Source organism: Edaphobacter sp. (assembly GCF_028283685.1).
Taxonomy (GTDB): domain Bacteria; phylum Acidobacteriota; class Terriglobia; order Terriglobales; family Acidobacteriaceae; genus Edaphobacter.
On record NZ_JAPWKF010000002.1, the window covers coordinates 140,610 to 158,465 of the forward strand.

A 17,856-nucleotide genomic window follows, 5' to 3' on the forward strand; every position below is an offset into this window, starting at 1 on the left:
CTTCAGAAGGACTGCTCGTATGACTGCTCGGGTTCTGCGTTGTTGCTCTTTTCTCCTTGGTGTTGTGATTGTTGGGCTGCCGGCGACGAGCTTGCTTTCGCCGGCAGCCTTTGGTCAGGTTGCTTCATCCATCAATGGCCATGTTGTGGATCAGCAAGGCGGCGCCATCACGGGAGCTACGGTCGAGGTGACCAGCTTTGCGACGAAGGCCGCTCGTCAGACTGTCAGCGACAAGAGCGGCGAGTTTCAGATGAAGGGTTTGACGCCGGGTTTTTACAGGATTCAGATCTCCGCCTCAGGATTTGCTACCCAGTTGATCCCGAGCGCCGAGGTGCTCGTCAACCAGATCTTCTCCCCAACGATCCGTCTTAATCTTTCGAGCAGAGTGGAGGAGATCGTGGTGCAGTCTTCGCAGCCGGAGCTCGAACTGAATAATTCCTCGACCGGAACGACGATCGAGACGCGGCAGATTCTTGATATCCCGATCAACGGGCGCAATTATCTCGATCTGATGCAGTTGGTACCAGGTGTCGCCATCAACCGCGCGGCAGATTCAAGCGGCGACCAGGCGACGCCGATTCTCGGCGAACGCGGAGGCAATGCGAATTATCTGATCGATGGCATGCCGAACAATAACTATCTGAGCGGCGGTGCGGCGGCCCAGTTCAATCAGGACGCCATCCTGGAGTTTCAGGTATTGACGTCGTCGTACAAGGCCGAGTTCGGGCATTCCTCCGGCGGCGTCATCAACGTGGTAAGCCGAAGCGGAACCAACGATACGCACGGAATGGTGACTTTCTTTCACCGCAACTACAAGCTCGACTCCTCCAATAACTCCAATGCAACGCCGTTTCTTCTGCGCTGGGACCCGGCAGCGCAGCTGGGCGGTTGGCTTATCAAGGACAAGCTCTTCTACTTTGGTTCTGCCGAGCGCATCATGGAGTCGCGTCAACTGAATTTTGTTTACCCCGAGGGGACACCCGATATTCTGAAGCAGACCGAAGCGGCCTACAACAAGCATCAGATGACGAACGACACGCGCGGCCGTTTCAAGCTGGATGAGCAGTTCAAGCGTCACTATATCTCGGAGCAGTTCAACTACAACAACAATCATCTGAGTGACTATCTGCCACTGTCTTCTGCGACGAACCTTCCTTCGACGCGCTCGAACATCGGCTCGCGTTACCTGATGATCGGCGGGACGGACTCGTGGATGATCGGAGACCTCGGCAATCCTCTGCTGGTGACCTCGTATCTGCAATATCGCCGCGAACCCTCGCAGGTCAGTGCTTCCCATCCCGAGGCTGGTTTGGCTAATACGCTCGATAATCTCTTTTCGAGTGTGGATACCGGGCAACTCTTCGGCGACCTGGGGCAGGTTTCGTACGGTGCTGGTTATACGCCCGCCACGCTTGATCAGCGTTACTGGTCGCTAGGTAGTAATGCGACCAAGAGGTTTGGTCATCACAATCCGAAGTTCGGCTACGACTACCAACAGACGCACGTCGACGGCACGGAGGCCACGGCACTTTTCAGCCAGCTGTTCTCGACGGTCAGCGATCTGGCACAGTATGGTTCGGTCGACTCCGGAATCTACTATCTCAGCGCGCAGGGTGGAGCGACCGCAGCCGACAACAAGATCAAACTGCGTAACCATTACAGCGGACTTTACGCGCAGGATGACTGGCAGATCGCACCCAAGCTGACACTGAACCTTGGCATTCGCTGGGACTACGACTCGACCTTCCCAAACAAGGGGAATGTCTCGCCGCGCATCGGCGTTGCCTGGAACGTGCTTCCCAAGACGGTAATTCATGCCAGTTATGGCATCTTCTACGACCACTTCCGGCTTGGAGTGGCGCGCGATATCCCCGGTTTCGGCGGGGCGAATATTGTCAGCCAGAAGTATCTTTCCTTTCCCAGACTGTTTTACGGTAACCCCACTGGAATTACCTCCTACTTCAATGGCAACGGTCTCAATGTTCCCTGCGTAGCGAACTCGATGACGGATGCCCAGATTGCGAATGCAAAGTTGACCTGTAACGACGACGGCGTGACGCCGCTGTACGGCGTCGATCACCTGAACTCGGTGGTCTCCAGTGGGCACGGTTCTATTGCGTCGGGAGCGGTTGTCAACGCGGGCAATGTGCAGAGCCTGACTGGACTAACTCCAGATGCTTATCTGGCTGCGGCCGCGGCTGCAATCGGGCAAAAGGATGGCTACTTTACCTGGGACCTTTTCAACAATCTCTCGATCCACAACGCCTTCTCGCAGTACTCGGTCCCTGTCACGGTCGATCCCTCGTTCAAAACTCCGTATACTACAGCGATCCACTTCGGAGTTGAGCAGCAGCTGACGGATACGCTGTCATTGAACGTTGATTACTTCCACCGGAATATCAACCATATCCTTGGCGTTCGCGTGACCAATCTTACCTTTGGTGCCAGAACGCCCGATGGCGAGAGCACCTATACCAACGGCAGTCAAAGTGTTCTTGGTTACGGACCGTGGTTTGGTGGTTTCTTCGACGGCCTGACGGTGGAGTTGAAGAAGCGCATGTCGCATCACTTCCAGGGCGCTCTGGTCTATACCTACGCCAAGCAGTGGGACAACATGCTGAACTCCAGCCTGAATACCAGTGCACAGACCAACGGCATGGGACTAACCTATTCGGCGTTCCCCACCGATAGCTACGTCGGCGCCGTGCCGAACTACACGGACCCGGTTTCAGGAAAGAACAACTCGAACTCTGGCTTTATCGCCAGCAACGGAAACTATATTCCGAAGGCACAAAGCCATTACAACGGTGCGAATCTGGATTACGGTCCGTCTGATCTCTCGATACCGCACACCTTCCTGGCGCACGGTATCTATGAGCTTCCTTATGGATTCCAATTGAGCAGTATTTTGCGTATGCAGAGCGGCTTCGCCTACACCCTGACCTCCACAGATCCACCGGATGTTGATGGAGACGGCCTCTACGGCGCCCGTGATCTGGACACTATCCGTAACGGTCAGCGCGTCGCGAAGTTCGTCAACATGGATGTACGTGCCGCGAAGACCTTCAATGTGATGGAAAAGAAGAAGCTGAGTCTCTACTTCGAGATGTTCAACCTCTTCAATAACGCAAACATCGCGGGCATTTATCAGTATCACAACCCTGACAGTACGGGAACGACGCCTCCGACAACCAAGCAGAACCTTGCGGGCAGAGAAGGGCAGGTCGGCCTGCGATTTACCTTCTAGCATGGACGCCTTGCATCGTCGCAGTTCAACTGAAAATAGCCCATAACTTTATGGACATATAGGATTCATTCCCGCGTTCCCTTGTTAAAAACGGATGCGACTTCTTGACGAAGTTCGCATCCGTTCAGGACCAAAAACTGGCTCGTTTGCGCCTTTCAGAAATGAAGTTTCACGGCGAGCTGAAGAGAGCGTGGTCCGCCGCTCTGATACAGGGAGTTGAGGCCACCCAGTGAGTTTGAAAGAAGATTGTAGGCGATGCCGAATCGTGATGCACCGGTTTGCCCATAGGACAACTGATTGTAGACCGCACCGAAGATCGGGTGATTCAGTAGGTTGAAGGCTTCGACCCGGAACTGGAGACCGGTTCGCTCGGTAAAGACGAACTCGCGGCGCAGAGCCAGATCGGTCTGCACTGCTCCAAAGCCTCGTGCGCTGTTGCGTCCTGCATTCCCTTCGACCAGGGTTGTACCGTCCGAAGCATAAGCAACGGAGTACGCTGCATAGTTGATCGCGCGGCGATTGGGCGCAGATGCGTCCGTGATATAGAGTGGTTGACCCGCAACGCGATTGGGGTGGTTACTAATGACGATGCCGCTTGAATCTGCAAGGGCGGCATTTGAGATCACATCGACGGGTAACGCCGTCCGGGCGAACGTTCGGCCATCCACGGCCCATCCTCCGAGGGTGGAGGAAAGAATGCGTGAGTTATAGCGTGTGGGTAGATCGTATGTCAGAGCAGCTTGAAAATTATGCGAGATATCGGTATCAGAGCTGGCGCGCAACTGTGTCGCGATCTGGAAGTTGCTGGTTGCGTCATCGATCGAGTGGGCCCATGTATACGATAGCAATGCCTGAAGACCGTGGGACAGCTGCCTCTGAAATTGAAGTTGCAGGGCGTTGTAGTTGGACGAGGCCCCATTCTTGGTCAGGTAGAGGTAGGAGCTTGCTGCGTAGTTCGAATTGCCGCTCTTCGCAGGGTAATACTGCTTCTGTGTCGTGAGCTTGCTGCCTGCCGATCCCACATAGGTGATGGTCAGATTCTGTCTCGGTCCGAGTGCCTGTTCAATGGCAACGTTCCACTGCTGTGTGCGGGGTAGCTTCAGCTCTGGATCGAAACCGACCATGAGCTGCTTATAAGGGGTATTGGTGTTTGGCTGGCTGATGGTGCTCAGCTGAGCGTCACTCAGGGGAAAGCTGACGTTAGTGAAGGTCGTAAGCGACGTGATACCGGTCGCATACCAGTAGCCCTGTGCTGCAACACTGCTTCCGATGTCGTAGAACAGACCATATCCCGCGCGGACTACGATCTCACGGCCTGGAGTCTGCGAGGCCTGATAGGCAAAGGCGACACGTGGCGCGAAGTTGTTATAGGTTGTCTTCCAGAGAGGCACTCCCTTTTCAGCGAGCTTGAGGGTGGTGACGTCCGTGCTGGTGAGGGCGTAGGGTTGATTTCCTCCGGCATCCGTCGGAGCAGGGTTCAGATCCCAGCGAAGGCCGAGCGAGAGATTCAGCCGGGGAGTGGCCTTCCACTCATCTTGGACATAAAGTCCTAGGTTATGAAACTCAGGCTTGGCCGTGATGCCCGCGCTATAAATTGTTACCGATGGTGCTGTGCTGGCGGCTACAGCGGCAGCGTTTGCGAAGCCCACCGATTCATAGGTCTTAGCTAGGGGAAAGGATGTCAGCATATTTCTGTAATCGACGCCCCACTTGAAGCTGTGCCGACCCACCGAGAAGGTCATGGAGTCGACGATATTGAACTGACGCTGTTTGTTCTGCTGAGGTTGAAAGCGCACCGCCGGATATTTGTCCCACAGATAGAGGAAGACCCAGTCGGTGGGGCCGACTCCCGGCATGTTGAGCGAATCGTAGTCCAAGGGGGTAGCCCCGCCGAAGTTGTCGATGCGCGGTGACGACTTCGAATCGTTCCATGTCATGCCAAAGCGGGCTTCGTTGGCGAGGGCATGGGTGATCAGAGTTGTCGCACCCAGCGTCACATTCTTGATGTTGATGGTGGAGGAGGTCAACTGGGCAAGATTTCCGGAGCTGGCGGATGCGCGGGATTGGGTCGAGGAGGGCGTCGTCGAAAAGCGGCCGAATACGCTAAAGCGATCATTGAAGTGATGGTCGCCGCGGATGCTGGCGTTATCAAGCTGACTCGGCAGAGAGTAGGCCAGGGTCGCGTGGGCCAGACCGTCAGTGCGATCGTTGAGGGTGGGAAGAGGAAATGCATTCAGTAGCTTCTGCAGCACGGGCGTCGAGGCACTCTGACGCAGAGCCAGACTCGGCACCTCGGAGGTGATTGCAGACTGGGGGGAGCGGAGACGAAGCCCTTCATATGCAAAGAAGAAGAAGCTACGGTCGCGGCCGTCGTAGAGGCCAGGGATAACGACCGGACCGTGGAAGGTACCGCCGAAGTCGTTCTGGCGTTCGGCGGTACGCTGCAGGCCGTTAAAGTTGTTGAACCAGCTATTCGCATCCAGGGCATCGTTGCGGAAATAGTCGTACACCGATCCATGAAAACGGTTTGTACCGCTCCGAGTATTGAAGGAGAACTGACCGCCGGGCGTACGTCCATACTCCGCGGAGTAGGTTGAGGTGGTGGCGCGGAACTCTTGCAGAGCGTCTATCGGAACAATACTTTGTGTCGTGCCGAGAGCCGTTTCCCCGGCGACGGAGCCGGAGTATCCAGCGCCATATCCTGGCGTCGAAAGACCGGCTCCAGAGTTCGCGCTTACGCCGTCTACGGTAAAGTAATTCGCCTCGGTGCGCTGACCGTTCACCGTCATTTCTCCACCCGAGCCGACCCCGTTGGAGGGAACCGCCGTCACACCAGGTACCAGTGACAGGAGAGACTGGAAGCTACGGCCGTTGAGTGGGATATTTTCGACGAACTTCTGATCGATCACTGTGCTGACCGAAGCATCCATCGTATTCATCTGTAAACCACTGCCATCGACGGTAACCGTCTGGTTCTCGCTTCCGACCTTCAAGGTGATCTCAAGCGAGACCTTGGCGGCAACTTCAAGCTTGAGCCCCTGGATAACCTGTTGATCAAAACCCCGCGCCTGCACGGTCATACGGTAGACGCCCGGTTGTAGAGACGGTAGCAGATAGAGACCTTCGCCATTGCTCCTGGCCTGCCACTTCACGTGAGTGCTGGTGCTCTCGAGCTCAATTGCGGCATTGGGGATTGACGCCTTGGAGGAGTCGCGTACCAGGCCGGAGAGCTGTGCATTCTGGGCGAATGCAACTGTGCCAGAGAAAACCAGTGCCAGAACGCCAACGTTACGAAGGAGTGTAGACATCAGGCGCGAAAATTTTTCGTTCCATAGAAAAACGGCAGAGCAGGTCATCCATTTGCCTTTCTTTAAGGCGAACGCCCCTCATGGCCGTTCGCGTGGTTTGTCGATCTCAGAGTTTTTGCGGTGCTTCGCCAAAAGACAACCGCATGAAACTTTTGTATCGGTTCTACTGTCGATTTGCTGCTTGTGTCGGCTTCCGTCGTCCGCTGCCGAACTTCCATGCGATCACCACCAGCGGAACCGCCATGGCTACCCAGGAGAGAGCGTCCCAGATGCCGTCACCGACAAGCGCTGACAGGAGTCCATAGAGAGTGATTACAGCCAGCACGATCGCAGCTCCGTAGACACGACGAAATGGAAAAGAATGGCTCATTGTCTAGACTCCCTGCGACTCTTCTTCTTTGAGAGCTACAAGACGATCGAGCTCTTTTTCTATGGGGGTTCTTCGGCGGGAGACCCACAGATAGAGTCCGCTTCCGAGGACCATGATGATTGCCACATCAAAGAGCGCCCAAAGAATCTTCAAAGGAAGGCCGCCATAATCGCCGAAATGCAATGGCCTGCATACCTCCAACAGGCGAAGGTACCAGGGCAGGGCCTTCGCTACTGTGACCTGACCGGTCGAGGCATCGACGAGCACCGGGGTAAAAAGCCGGGAGGTCATCGGTGTCTTGCCCCGGGTCCACACAATGTAGTGACGTGAGGAGCCTACGACTGCATTGGGAAAAAGGACAGACGTGGTCTCCATGTAGGGGAGCGCTTTGGCTGCGCTCGCCATTGCTTGATCGATCGAAGCAAAACGCTGTGGGACAGGTTGGCCACGGTAGGGAGCGAGCAAAGCCGGCATGGTTTGTGCGCGCCAGAGGCCGAAGAGCGGTGTGGCCAGTGCATTCATCACGCCGGTAAGACCGATTACCAGCGCCCAGGATAGAGTGACGATGCCGAGCAGGTTGTGCAGATCGAACCAGCGAACGCGTGCCGCTGCCTGGGAACGGTAGGTTCCGAAGTCCAGCCGCCGCATGAATGGACCATAGACCAGCGCTCCGGAGATGAGAGACAGAACGAAGGAGAGAGACATTGCTCCCATCAGGAGTTCGCCGGATAAACCCAGGAAGAGTTCACGGTGCAACCGAAAGACAGCATCCAGAAACGATCCTCCGAACTGTGGCTGCTTGAGCTGCTTGCCTGTGTGTGCGTCATAAACAACGGCGTGAAGGTCCGCGGCGCTCTTCGGATTCGGTGTGGCGGTCATCGTCACGAACACCCGCGGCTCGTCGTCGTCGAGTGCAACTGCGTAGGCGTGCAGTGATGGATAGAGAGTCTCGGTCTGACGGACCAACTGGTCGAGACTCACAAGAGAAGCTCCTGCCGGAGTTGCGACGGGGTGCTCGTGTGGCTGAGTCAGATCAATCAGCTCGTCCATGAAGACAAGGGGCAGACCGGTGATGCACGCGATCAGGAGAAATGCTGTGCATATAAGGCTCGACCATTTGTGAATCCGGTACCAGGTACGTACCGCTTGGGGCCGAATCGAATGGAAGATCTTCATCACGGATGCCTTTCTGGAGCGATCTAAAGGCCACTTCGAGCATCCATGGATAGATATTCGCAGGCCTTTTGGGTTGTCGATCTCGGGCCACTCGCGATGCTTCGCCAAAAGACAGACGCGAGTGGCAATATAAGACTAAAGTGGTCCGCTTTAGGATACCTAAAAAGACCGCTCTTGTCCCGCCAGATTGCAGACGTCGACTCTGGGGTCACACATTTGCAATCTGATCAACAGCCACGGTGCTCGGATAGAAGAGCAAACCACGGATCGCCATCCTGTTTCGAGCCGTGCATTCCCATGTGGGCTTCGGGTTTAGGTGGATTGCCTGATGGTCTTATCCCCATGAGGAGCGCAGGCTGACGGTGTTGTCGTGGACGCGTCAACACGGAGTTCTTTCATCGAGTAGAAGATCTCCGGATGAACTTATCCCGGGAGCAGCGCCCGCATAGATCGCCTTCTGCGATCACGGCTGGAATGTAAATGTCACACGGATCAAGAATGGGAGTTCCCGATCATCGTTGATTGGGCACTCCATAATCAGGTTCTTTACGTTGGGTTGCTGGCCCTGGGGCTTTGGAGGGTCTGCGCTGATTGTTGAAAACTTACCCCCTTTGGGAGACTCAGCAGTAAGCCGAACCGACTTGCCGTTGAGTCTCAGCGTTGCGGAGTTCGCCTGGATAGTGACCTCTGCGGATGTGTGCATGTTCCAGCGAACCGTCTGTGCTGTACCTTTTGTAATGGTGTCTGTGATGACAACGCGCGTTTGTGGCTGACGTTCGAGAACAATTGTTCGTCTGACTGAGCGAAGCCACGAGCTGTAGGCCTCCGTTAGATCTACCGTTGCCTGTCCCGCTTGCGCTGTCGACTTGAAGTCCGCGAGTGGCGCTTTAGCTGACGTTATCTGATTGTCGTCTCCAATGCTAAGCGTATTATGGCCTTCGGTCCGGAGCCTGTAGTAATCCCATCGCTGCGCGCCGAAGTAGCCGGGGAGATCGTAGTCGTCCGGGCCGAGATCGATGGCCCAGCGCTCGCCAGCGGCGTCGAGAACGAAGGTGCCGAGATCAAGATGGCCATGTGAGACTTTGTTGCTGCCGCCTTTGAAGCCGACGAAGACCGCGTTGGGGTCGGTCCAGGAGCTGCGAAAGTAAGCGAGGTCGATGCGCTTAAAGTTGATGTCTACAGGCAGAGGTTCGCTCTTGATGTCCACGGTGTGCGGCGACGACCAGACAAGGTGAAAGATGCCGGGCTGTGCGCGGCTTACTACGGAACACTCGCTGGTGATGTAGAGCGGTTTGTTAAAGCGTTTGCCAAGCCACAGCATCTCAGGTGCGACGCCGGTCTTGGCACCGGCGTCAGCGTAGTTGAACTGCTGGCCCGAGGGGCCAATGGATGCTACGCGGAAATCTCCGGTCTGCGCGAAGCCTTCGATCTCTGAGAGATCGAGGTCTGTATTCAGTGCGCTGAGCAAGGCTGAAAGCATGTAGCAGGTGTAGTTGGTTGCATATGACCAATAACCTGGCCCTTCGGGCCATCCGCCGTCCGGTGCATAGTTCATCATCGGATTACGAATCTTCTCAGTCGTCAGCGCGAGAATATGTGCGGGTTCAGGTGCAAGACCTCCTGGATCGTCGGCTCCGTCCTGTGCGATGGCGAGAGCTCCCACGGTGAGGCCGCCGGCGCACACCTGACCCCAGTTGTTGGCGAACGGCAGAGACCAGCTGACGCCGCGTGAGTATTCTGCGAGTCCAGGACGAAGACCGAACTCGACGATCTTCAACCGTATCGTGCGGCGTTCCTCTTCGGAGAGCACCTCGTATATCCAATCGTAGCCAAGCGCAGCTGCATTAGTCATCTCGGCAACGTCGAGGAAGTGCGGTGGATGCCACGAGGGGAAGGCGCAGATGGCACGAAGCTCCTCACGCGCGCGGTCAGCTTTTTTTAGATCCCCGTCCAGTCGATATAACCCTGCCAGCACGGAGATGCGAGCGAGTGCGGCTCGGCTCTCATAGAGCAGGCGCGGGCCGACAAGTTTATATTGGGCAGTTGGCTGCGCCAACATTGTGGCTGCAGTCTGCTGTAATTGCTCGTACCAGTGCGTCAACAATGTGTCCTGGCGGATTGCTTCTCGAAGAACATCCCACTGAGACTTGCGCAAGTGCAGCCGTGGATGTTCGCGATGCAGCTTTTCGCTAATCAACTTCGAGATGTCAGGCTGCGTGAAGAGCTCTCCAAGCAGCCTGTCCGGCCTGAGCGCGGCCAGTGTGCCAGCCTTGCCGGCCATTCCTAGGAATGCCCGACGGTTCTTCGAATATGACATATCTTCCTTCCGGGGACAGAGTTGAATAGACAGATATCTATTGTTAGAACGTGAGTCTTGCAGTCAGCTGGATCTGGCGCCCTGACCAATAAGAGTTGAGAAAGTTCTGCGTGCCGTCAGTTGTGTTGGGGTTGTTATACCCCTGGATATTGAAGGCGTTAAAAGCATCGAAATTGATGCGAAGCTTAACCGCCTCAGTGATGGCAAAAACCTTGAAGAGTGAGAGGTCCGCGCGGTAGTTCATGGGGCCCTGAAGAAACGTCTTCGAGTAACGGTTTACACCTTTCGGCCCCGGCGAGTAAGCCACTTGCACGGTGGATCCATCCTTCAGCTTGAGCGGGACATTGTTGTTGCCGTAGTTGGTTGTGCCGGGCACGTTGTTGATCGGGACCTGATAGGGAACATAGTCCGAAGGCAGGCCGGAGACACCGTTCGTTGCGGTATTGATAGAGCTGGGAGCGATGTAGCCGTTAAACCAGAGGTTCGCCTTGCGGCAGACACCGCTGCGACAATCGGTTATATGCTTCGAGTCCCGATAGGCGTGGATCGGGTTCGTCGGCCCCCAATTGCCAGATGCAACCTGAAAGGATTGCGAGACGACCTCGCCTAACCCTGCTACCTGGAAGCCACCGATGAGTGCATTCCAGAAGCGGTTGGCATTGCCGAAAACTGCTTTTCCTTTTCCAAAAGGAAGATCGACAAGGCCGTTGAAGGCGATGTGATGACGAGGAATTGCCGTGTCGAGTTGATAGTTCTGGAAGCGATTCAGTTCGCCAGGGTCGCTTGAAGGAAGCACGCTGGGCAAAAAGTTTGCAGCGGGATAAAGTTGGCTGTCGCGGAAAGTGTTTCCTCCTACGCGAAATGCCTGTGAGTAGACCCAATAAACCTGGAAGGCATATCCGTTTTTGAAGAGACGCTGCGCATTGATCTGCAGAGCGTTGTCGTTGGAATAGCCGCTCTTCTGGCTGAGAACTGCACCTCCACCATAAGTGGTCTGGTCGTAAGGTCCTGTGGCTGTGTTTGAGTACTGTCCTGTCGGGGGCACGACACCGTTGACTGCTTCCCACACATAGGTGGAAGGATGGTTGTTGTAGTACCAGTTCTGGTCGAGGTTGGTTCCATGATCATAGAGATAGGTCACACGAAGCACCGTATTGAACTTTACTGGCTGCTCGATGGTGAAATTCAACTGTGTGACATATGCGGGAGGATAGTGCGGATCGAGCGTGGTCAGCGTGACGCCAGGTTGAATGGAGGTGATCGAAGACGAGTCGATCACGTTGGTGCTGTTGAGTCCCGCGACAACCGCCTGCGGTTTGCGCAGCAGATAGTTAGGCAGACCGTCAGGCGATTGATTCGAAGTGGTATAGCTTGTGGAATACGAGGCAGTGAATGGAGCATTGGCAATCGGCAATTTGAGCGAGTTGCGAATAGGGACCGGATAAATGAATCGCCCGAAGCCTGCGCGTATCACCGTCCCGTGTCTTCCATTGAATGGCGTATACGCGAAGCCGATTCGTGGACTGAAGGTGAAGTTGTAGTCAAATAGCATTGTCTGCGGAATGCCCGCTACTTCTGGGGTCTCGAACTTCACGCCAAGTTGGGTAAGATTGGTAACGATGGACTGCGTGGTATATCCCTTCTGTATGTAGTAGTCGGTGGGATACTGCAGCACGATTGCCTTGTTCTTAAGATCAAAACTCTGTGTGAGGCCGTCTTTGGTGTATGGTCCGGGATGGATCTCCCATCGCACGCCGGCATTGAGCGTAAGGTTCTTGTTCACATGAAAGTCGTCCTGAAAGTAGGAGTCGATTTCCTGATCGCGATAGTGTCCGTATGGGGCATTGCGATAGACACTATAACTATAGGCGGCCCCAAGAAAGAGGTCGGCATTGGCGTTGCCAGTATTCTGCAGGCCGGTATAGTTCGCTCCTGAAGAGGGGTCGAGATTTGCGCTGGCGTAGGCGCCAAAGCTAATGGAGTCGCTTCCGCGGTCGGGGAGATAGCCGAAGCGCTCGTGGCGGTAACGGCCACCGAAAAGGAGTTGGTGCCGCCCAACGATCTTGTTGAAGTTCTGATCAACGTTGGTGATGATCTGCGCCTCTTTGTAGTTGAACTGGGTTCCGCCGTAGGGCATGGAGCCGCCGCTTATGTTTGGAAAGCCTACCTGACCAAAGTTGTTCGGCAGTCCAAGCATCTGTTCATAGTTCAAGTTGGGCTGACCGCCACCGACGAAGTACTGGTTGAACCACTGTTGTGCCACGTTGGTCTCAGAGACGAATGTGGGCGAGAAAACATGTGTGTAGCCCAGCGCGGAGCTGACGGTCGTAACCAGAATCTGCTGCAGGCCGGTTGCTCCTGCGGGTAGTCCTGCACCGGCGATTGAGGCTGCGGAGTTCGAGGGATAGTTGCGAAGGCTCGCCTGGTCCTGGTTGATTGAGGTGAAGCGCAGGAACGCGCGATTACGCTCATTGAGCGTATGGTCTATGCGGAAGTTGTACTGCGGAATCGTGGCGTTATTGATGCCGGCGGTATTCAGGTTTGGAGCGACCAGAGGATTGTCGTTCGAGGTTGGCAGGGGCGTAATCGCCATAAGCTTTTGCGCGAGAGGACTCATACGCGAAGGATCGATTTTGTTGCCAGCAAACTGCTGACGTTGTCCCGTAACGGGGTCCGTCGTTGTCGGATCGTATATCTTCAGCAGTACTCCACTGGCATTGGTTAGATTGCTAAAGTCACCGGCCCTCCAGTTCACCATCGGCACGGTCACAAGCTCGCTCGAAAAACTGCGAAGAGAGTAACGTTCGTAAGCAAAGAAGAAGAAAGACCGGTCGTGGCCGTCATAGATTTTGGGAATATCGATGGGGCCGCCGATTGAGCCGCCGAACTCGTTGCGAACATAATGTGGGGCCGCATAGTCGGCCGGATTCTGCCTGACCTTGGCGATGCCTATGGCGTTATTGCGGGCGGTCTCGAAGAGAGAGCCATGAAAACGGTTCGTACCAGACTTCGTGGTAATGATTCCCGTCGCAGGCGTGGAGAAGCGCGCATTGGAGTTCGTCGTCTCAATGCGGACTTCCTGTACAGCGTCAGGGTCGGGTAGCTGTGCCTGCGTGGAGTTTCCTGCACCACCGAAGTTACGATTGACCAGCGGTGCGCCGTCTTGCACATATTCGAGCGCTTCGCCCATGTTTCCATTGGCGCGCTGGCCGCCGCCCTCAAGACCCGGCGTGGTCACACCTGCAAGGGAGAGGAGAAAGCGGCCGTTCACAGGAAGCTCGCTTAGCCGGGCGTTATCGAGGGTGGAACTGATGGTTCCGCTGTCGTAGGTTGCCAACTGCACAGTGTTACCCTGTACGGTCACTTGCTCCGTTACGGCTCCGGCGGACATCTGTGGGTTAATCGTGGCGACTTGCGCGACCTGAAGCGTTAAAGTGGTTTCGTATTTCTTCAGCCCGGGTGCCGCAAATGTAACGGTGTAGTTGCCCGCAAACAGTGAGGGGATGCTGTAGAAGCCGGCGCCATTAGTGCTTGTCTGCACGGATGCCCCGGTGCCGATATTGATGACATTCACGCTGGCTTGGGGGATGACGCCTCCGCTTGAGTCCGAGACTGTTCCCTGGATGGAACCGGAACCGCTCTGTGCATAGAGGGCTGGTTCTATCGAAGAGAATAGCCCTGCAATCAGTCCGGCGCTTAAAGCCGCTGAGCGTAAAGCCCGCTGCATTGCATGATGACCCCAAATTCTTCCCGTCATAGTGGTTCCTCCCTGAAGTTACGTATCTTTCGTGATGGGCCTTGGCTGCGCCTCTGCCTTTAACAGGGGAGAATCTTCCGACGCATCTGGGGTGATGGCAAGTGAATCGCGCGTTTCTGAACAACTCTTTACGTAAAAAGCGCCAGATGTTATGGTTTTCGCTGTCGATTAGGCCATCAGCGCGGCTGAAGGCCAACCAGCCTGTAAGTCCGTTTCAGCAGCGGGGAACAAGAATGTCGAGTGAGGTCGTTATCTTCGAGTCGTCTGTTCCGCGCACTAGCGCGTTGGAGAGCGACGAGCGCTGGCAACTGGTCCAGCGGATCGTCTTAAGCGAGAGGTTTCAACGTGCCGAGCAGCTAAAGAAAATGCTCCTGTACATCGCTGAGGCGGGAATCCTGCATCCGGAGACGGTACTTCACGAGTACGAGATTGCCTGCAATGCTCTATCGCGGCGGAACGACTTCAATCCGGCGAACGATAATATCGTCCGTGCTCAGTTCATCAATCTACGCCGTAAGCTCGAGCAGTACTTCAGCGAGGAGGAAGGCCGGCAAGAGCGCCTGCTCCTGACGATTCCCAAAGGTAGTTACAGCCCTGTTTTTCAACCAGTAGTGCAGTCGATAGATGAGCCCAGAGCATTCAGCTCGGCGGTTCACACGACCGGGAAGTGCCCTCAACCCGCTGCCTATCACCCTGCGGGAAGCGATTCTTCACAACGTGCCTCCAGTGATCTGCCTCATACTCCACTGCGCAGCTGGTGGAAGCGGGTTGGTATGTGGCTGACGATGGTGGGAGTTGCCGAGGCGTTGGTTCTCGGCGCGCTGCTTATCAGCCGATTGCACGGAGCAGGCGGAACGGGAGACCCGCGAGCAAGTGACTATAACCCTGCGTTCCTGCAGCTCTTATCGCAGATGGGAAGATCGTTTTCAGTGGTGCTGCCCGACACCTCCGAGATGATGATCCATCTCGTTACGCGGCAGGACATCCTGGCGAATGATTACGTGGCGAAGGACTATCCCCGGCGACAGATCGAAACGCTTAGTGATCCCGAAGAACGCAAGTTGCTTTACCAGCTTGCTCTTCGCAGAAATACGACGGAGACGGAATCACAATTAGCGTTCGGCTTCATGGATGCCATCCGCAGTGTTAATCATTCAGCACGGCTGCAGTATGCCCGCGATATACGCGTGCGGGACTTCAACGAAGGCAACACCATCCTGATTGGCAGTCAAGACAGCAATCCGTGGGTAACGCTTTTTGTCGACCGCACCAACTTTCAGTTGAAGCAGGCTCCCAACGGAGCAAGATACTTCGAGAATGTGAAGCCGCTGCCCGGGGAGCAGAAGGAGTACATCATCGACACTCCCGCAGGTAGGGGAAGCAACCAGTATGTATCGGTTGCAATGGTGCCCAACCCTACGAGAAGCGGATTCGTTTTATTGATCACTGGTAGCGATACCGCCTCGGTTGAAGGAGCCTCACAGTTTCTATTACACGGCAAGATGCCGCCCGAGGTTGATGCCTTGTTCCACCGAAAGAACCTCGATTACTTCGAGCTGTTCTTCAAGAGTGTCCATATGGAAGAACAGTCCGAGAATAGTTTCGACCTTCTGTCTCTACGAATGTAGCGTGGTTCTGGGGATCTAAATACTTCAATGCGGGGCATCGGAAGAAGTCAGAATTTAGCAAGAATAGGGATGGAATCCCCACTCGCACGGTAGTGCAGCATCTCTGAAGAAACATGGCCAGTCACGCCCCCCCGGGACTAGACCAGCCGACTGTCACGCCAGATCGGACGTCACACGATTACAAATCAAGTCGCCTAGCCCAATAAACTATGGGCCAAGCCATGATCGATGACGGTGGCCCATAGCAGAAAGTAGCCCATGTGTTTCTTTTGCCTTTTAAATCGCAGGAGACTGGTCTTTGAAGAACTGGACAAGTTGATGATTGAAGTCTTCAGGCTGCTCCATCATCAAAAAGTGTCCGGCGCCAGGGTAGAGTTTGAAACTCAAATTCAGAAACATGGTATGTAGCGCACGAAGTGCAACGTCAGAGGCTGGAGAGCGATAGAGTGCCAGCGTTGGAAGCTTTCTACTCCTGCATATGTAGCAGCAAGCGCAATGAAAGGACTCCTCACGCCGGTGAAGTGGTCAGAACGATCCCATGGTGATTAGAAATCCCCAGGTCATCGCAATAGTCGATGATCTGGACACAGATTCCCCAGCTAGTTTGAGATGCGCCACGCGACAATTTCACTTGCGGCAGCATTACCACCAAGATTGCTGGTTCTCAGAAGAACTTCAAAGTGCGGAGCCTGGTGATCTCTCCAATCGACCATCTTCAAAAACTGTTTTAGCCTCCCCTGATTCGAGATGAACTCCCATGCGCATTCAGTTCCTGCCATGGAGGTTCCCTCGAGCACTAATACGTTTCCCGCTCCTGAAGGGTTCGCCAGATAAGATACCTTGCAATAGGCGTTTTTCAGTCGATCCGCCGGGTCTGAAAACCATTGAGCAGGTTCTCCATGCGCAGGATGGCGATTCTCGATTGTATAAAGCGTTCGCTGGTGGTCCTTTGTTAGCACAAAATTCATTGTCCCTTGAAACATCTGGTTCCAGGGATTGGTTTCACTGCTGCCGATAAGGACCACATTGTTGTATTTCAGGTCATTCGGGCGTACATCGCGCGCAAAACGCAGAAGCGGTTCAGCCTGATAGATTTGCGCCATGTTTGAGAGCTTCTGGACAATCTCAAGGTCAACCATCGACGTATACCGTCGTCTCAGCAGGCTAAGAGCGATTTGCTCTTCAGGGCTGAATGCCCCCTCGTGAGTCTTGCTGTAATTGGAAGCAAGGTAATCCGGCAGGGTGAGATTCCTGTGCTGTGTCTCCTGCCATATAACAAGACCGCTATCTCCTGGGACCAGGATTGTAGGCCGCCCCTTTGTAAATAGGGCTGCCAACGGGGATATATCCGTCAGATTCGCGGTACGGAAATGCCGATAGAGCAAAGCCCCGGAGATCAAACTCATCACAATGAATCCCGCCACAATTCCCAGCCACGGTACTCGACGGGAGACAGCCGGAACCAGATCAGTGTCTTTCTGCTCCTCCTTTATTAAAGGAGGTAAAGGAGATCCCTCAGGGGAAGAGGATTCAACTCTCTCCTCTCTTTTCGCTGAAAGGGCGACCTCCGACTGGTCCGTCTGCTTCGCAGCGGAGTTGAGTTCGATCCGCTCAAATCTTGGCTGATAACTCCCTCGAGGAATGACGATGCGAAGGTGTTCTTCACTCCCTTCTCGCATGTAATACATTTCGAGTCGGCGCCTCAGGCGGCTGGCATGGGAACGGACGATTCCATCGGTACTCGGATCGTAGTCTATCGGCAATCGAAAGACCGAGTGGCCTATCTCCTTTTCACTCAATTCGGCGGCTCGTCCCTGCACCTCAAGCTCACAGATGTGCAACAAAAAGCTGGAAAGCCGTTCCGACTTATTGAATGGTCCTGAAGCAATAATGCGTTGCACCAGTTCGCGCTTTGTCGTTGGAGACAATGTCTCTTGTGTTTGCAAGCAGGATTGCCTCACACCCTTGAATGAATGCCTTTCATTCTACTGATTCTCTGTAAAGGGAAGGCAATCGTATGAACACAGCATTTTTATCCTCAGATTTAACCTTT

The 17,856-nt window shown here is 54.8% G+C and carries 8 protein-coding genes; 2 read left to right on the forward strand and 6 right to left on the reverse strand.

Going from position 1 to position 17,856, the window contains the following annotated elements; genetic code table 11:
- Window positions 1-19: 19 nt before the first annotated feature.
- Window positions 20-3,247, forward strand: coding sequence for a TonB-dependent receptor (locus tag PW789_RS04445; protein WP_299372017.1), 3,228 nt, complete (start codon window positions 20-22; stop codon window positions 3,245-3,247).
- A 155-nt stretch (window positions 3,248-3,402) separates the two neighbouring features.
- Here the strand turns inward: PW789_RS04445 and PW789_RS04450 are convergent, their stop codons facing one another.
- The 5 genes from PW789_RS04450 to PW789_RS04470 all read right to left on the reverse strand — a co-directional run bounded on the left by PW789_RS04450 (window position 3,403) and on the right by PW789_RS04470 (window position 14,175).
- Complete coding sequence (locus PW789_RS04450; protein WP_299372020.1) at window positions 3,403-6,555, reverse strand: TonB-dependent receptor; 3,153 nt, start codon at window positions 6,553-6,555, stop codon at window positions 3,403-3,405.
- 163 nt (window positions 6,556-6,718) lie between these two features.
- The gene (locus PW789_RS04455) at window positions 6,719-6,925 is read right to left on the reverse strand and encodes a hypothetical protein (RefSeq protein ID WP_299372023.1); all 207 of its coding nucleotides are present in this window, start codon (window positions 6,923-6,925) and stop codon (window positions 6,719-6,721) included.
- A 3-nt stretch (window positions 6,926-6,928) separates the two neighbouring features.
- A complete protein-coding gene (locus PW789_RS04460) occupies window positions 6,929-8,101 on the reverse strand; it encodes a PepSY domain-containing protein (protein WP_299372026.1) in 1,173 nt (390 codons plus the stop codon).
- Window positions 8,102-8,564: 463 nt separating this feature from the next.
- Complete coding sequence (locus PW789_RS04465) at window positions 8,565-10,382, reverse strand: heparinase II/III family protein (RefSeq protein ID WP_299372029.1); 1,818 nt, start codon at window positions 10,380-10,382, stop codon at window positions 8,565-8,567.
- 79 nt (window positions 10,383-10,461) lie between these two features.
- On the reverse strand, window positions 10,462-14,175 hold the full coding sequence (locus PW789_RS04470) for a carboxypeptidase regulatory-like domain-containing protein (protein ID WP_367182479.1): 3,714 nt from the start codon (window positions 14,173-14,175) through the stop codon (window positions 10,462-10,464).
- A gap of 101 nt (window positions 14,176-14,276) precedes the next feature.
- Between PW789_RS04470 and PW789_RS04475 the strand changes: the two genes are divergently transcribed.
- A complete protein-coding gene (locus PW789_RS04475) occupies window positions 14,277-15,803 on the forward strand; it encodes a hypothetical protein (RefSeq protein ID WP_299372032.1) in 1,527 nt (508 codons plus the stop codon).
- Between the two features lie 599 nt (window positions 15,804-16,402).
- Here the strand turns inward: PW789_RS04475 and PW789_RS04480 are convergent.
- A complete protein-coding gene (locus tag PW789_RS04480) occupies window positions 16,403-17,749 on the reverse strand; it encodes a hypothetical protein (protein WP_299372034.1) in 1,347 nt (448 codons plus the stop codon).
- Between the last annotated feature and the right edge of the window lie 107 nt (window positions 17,750-17,856).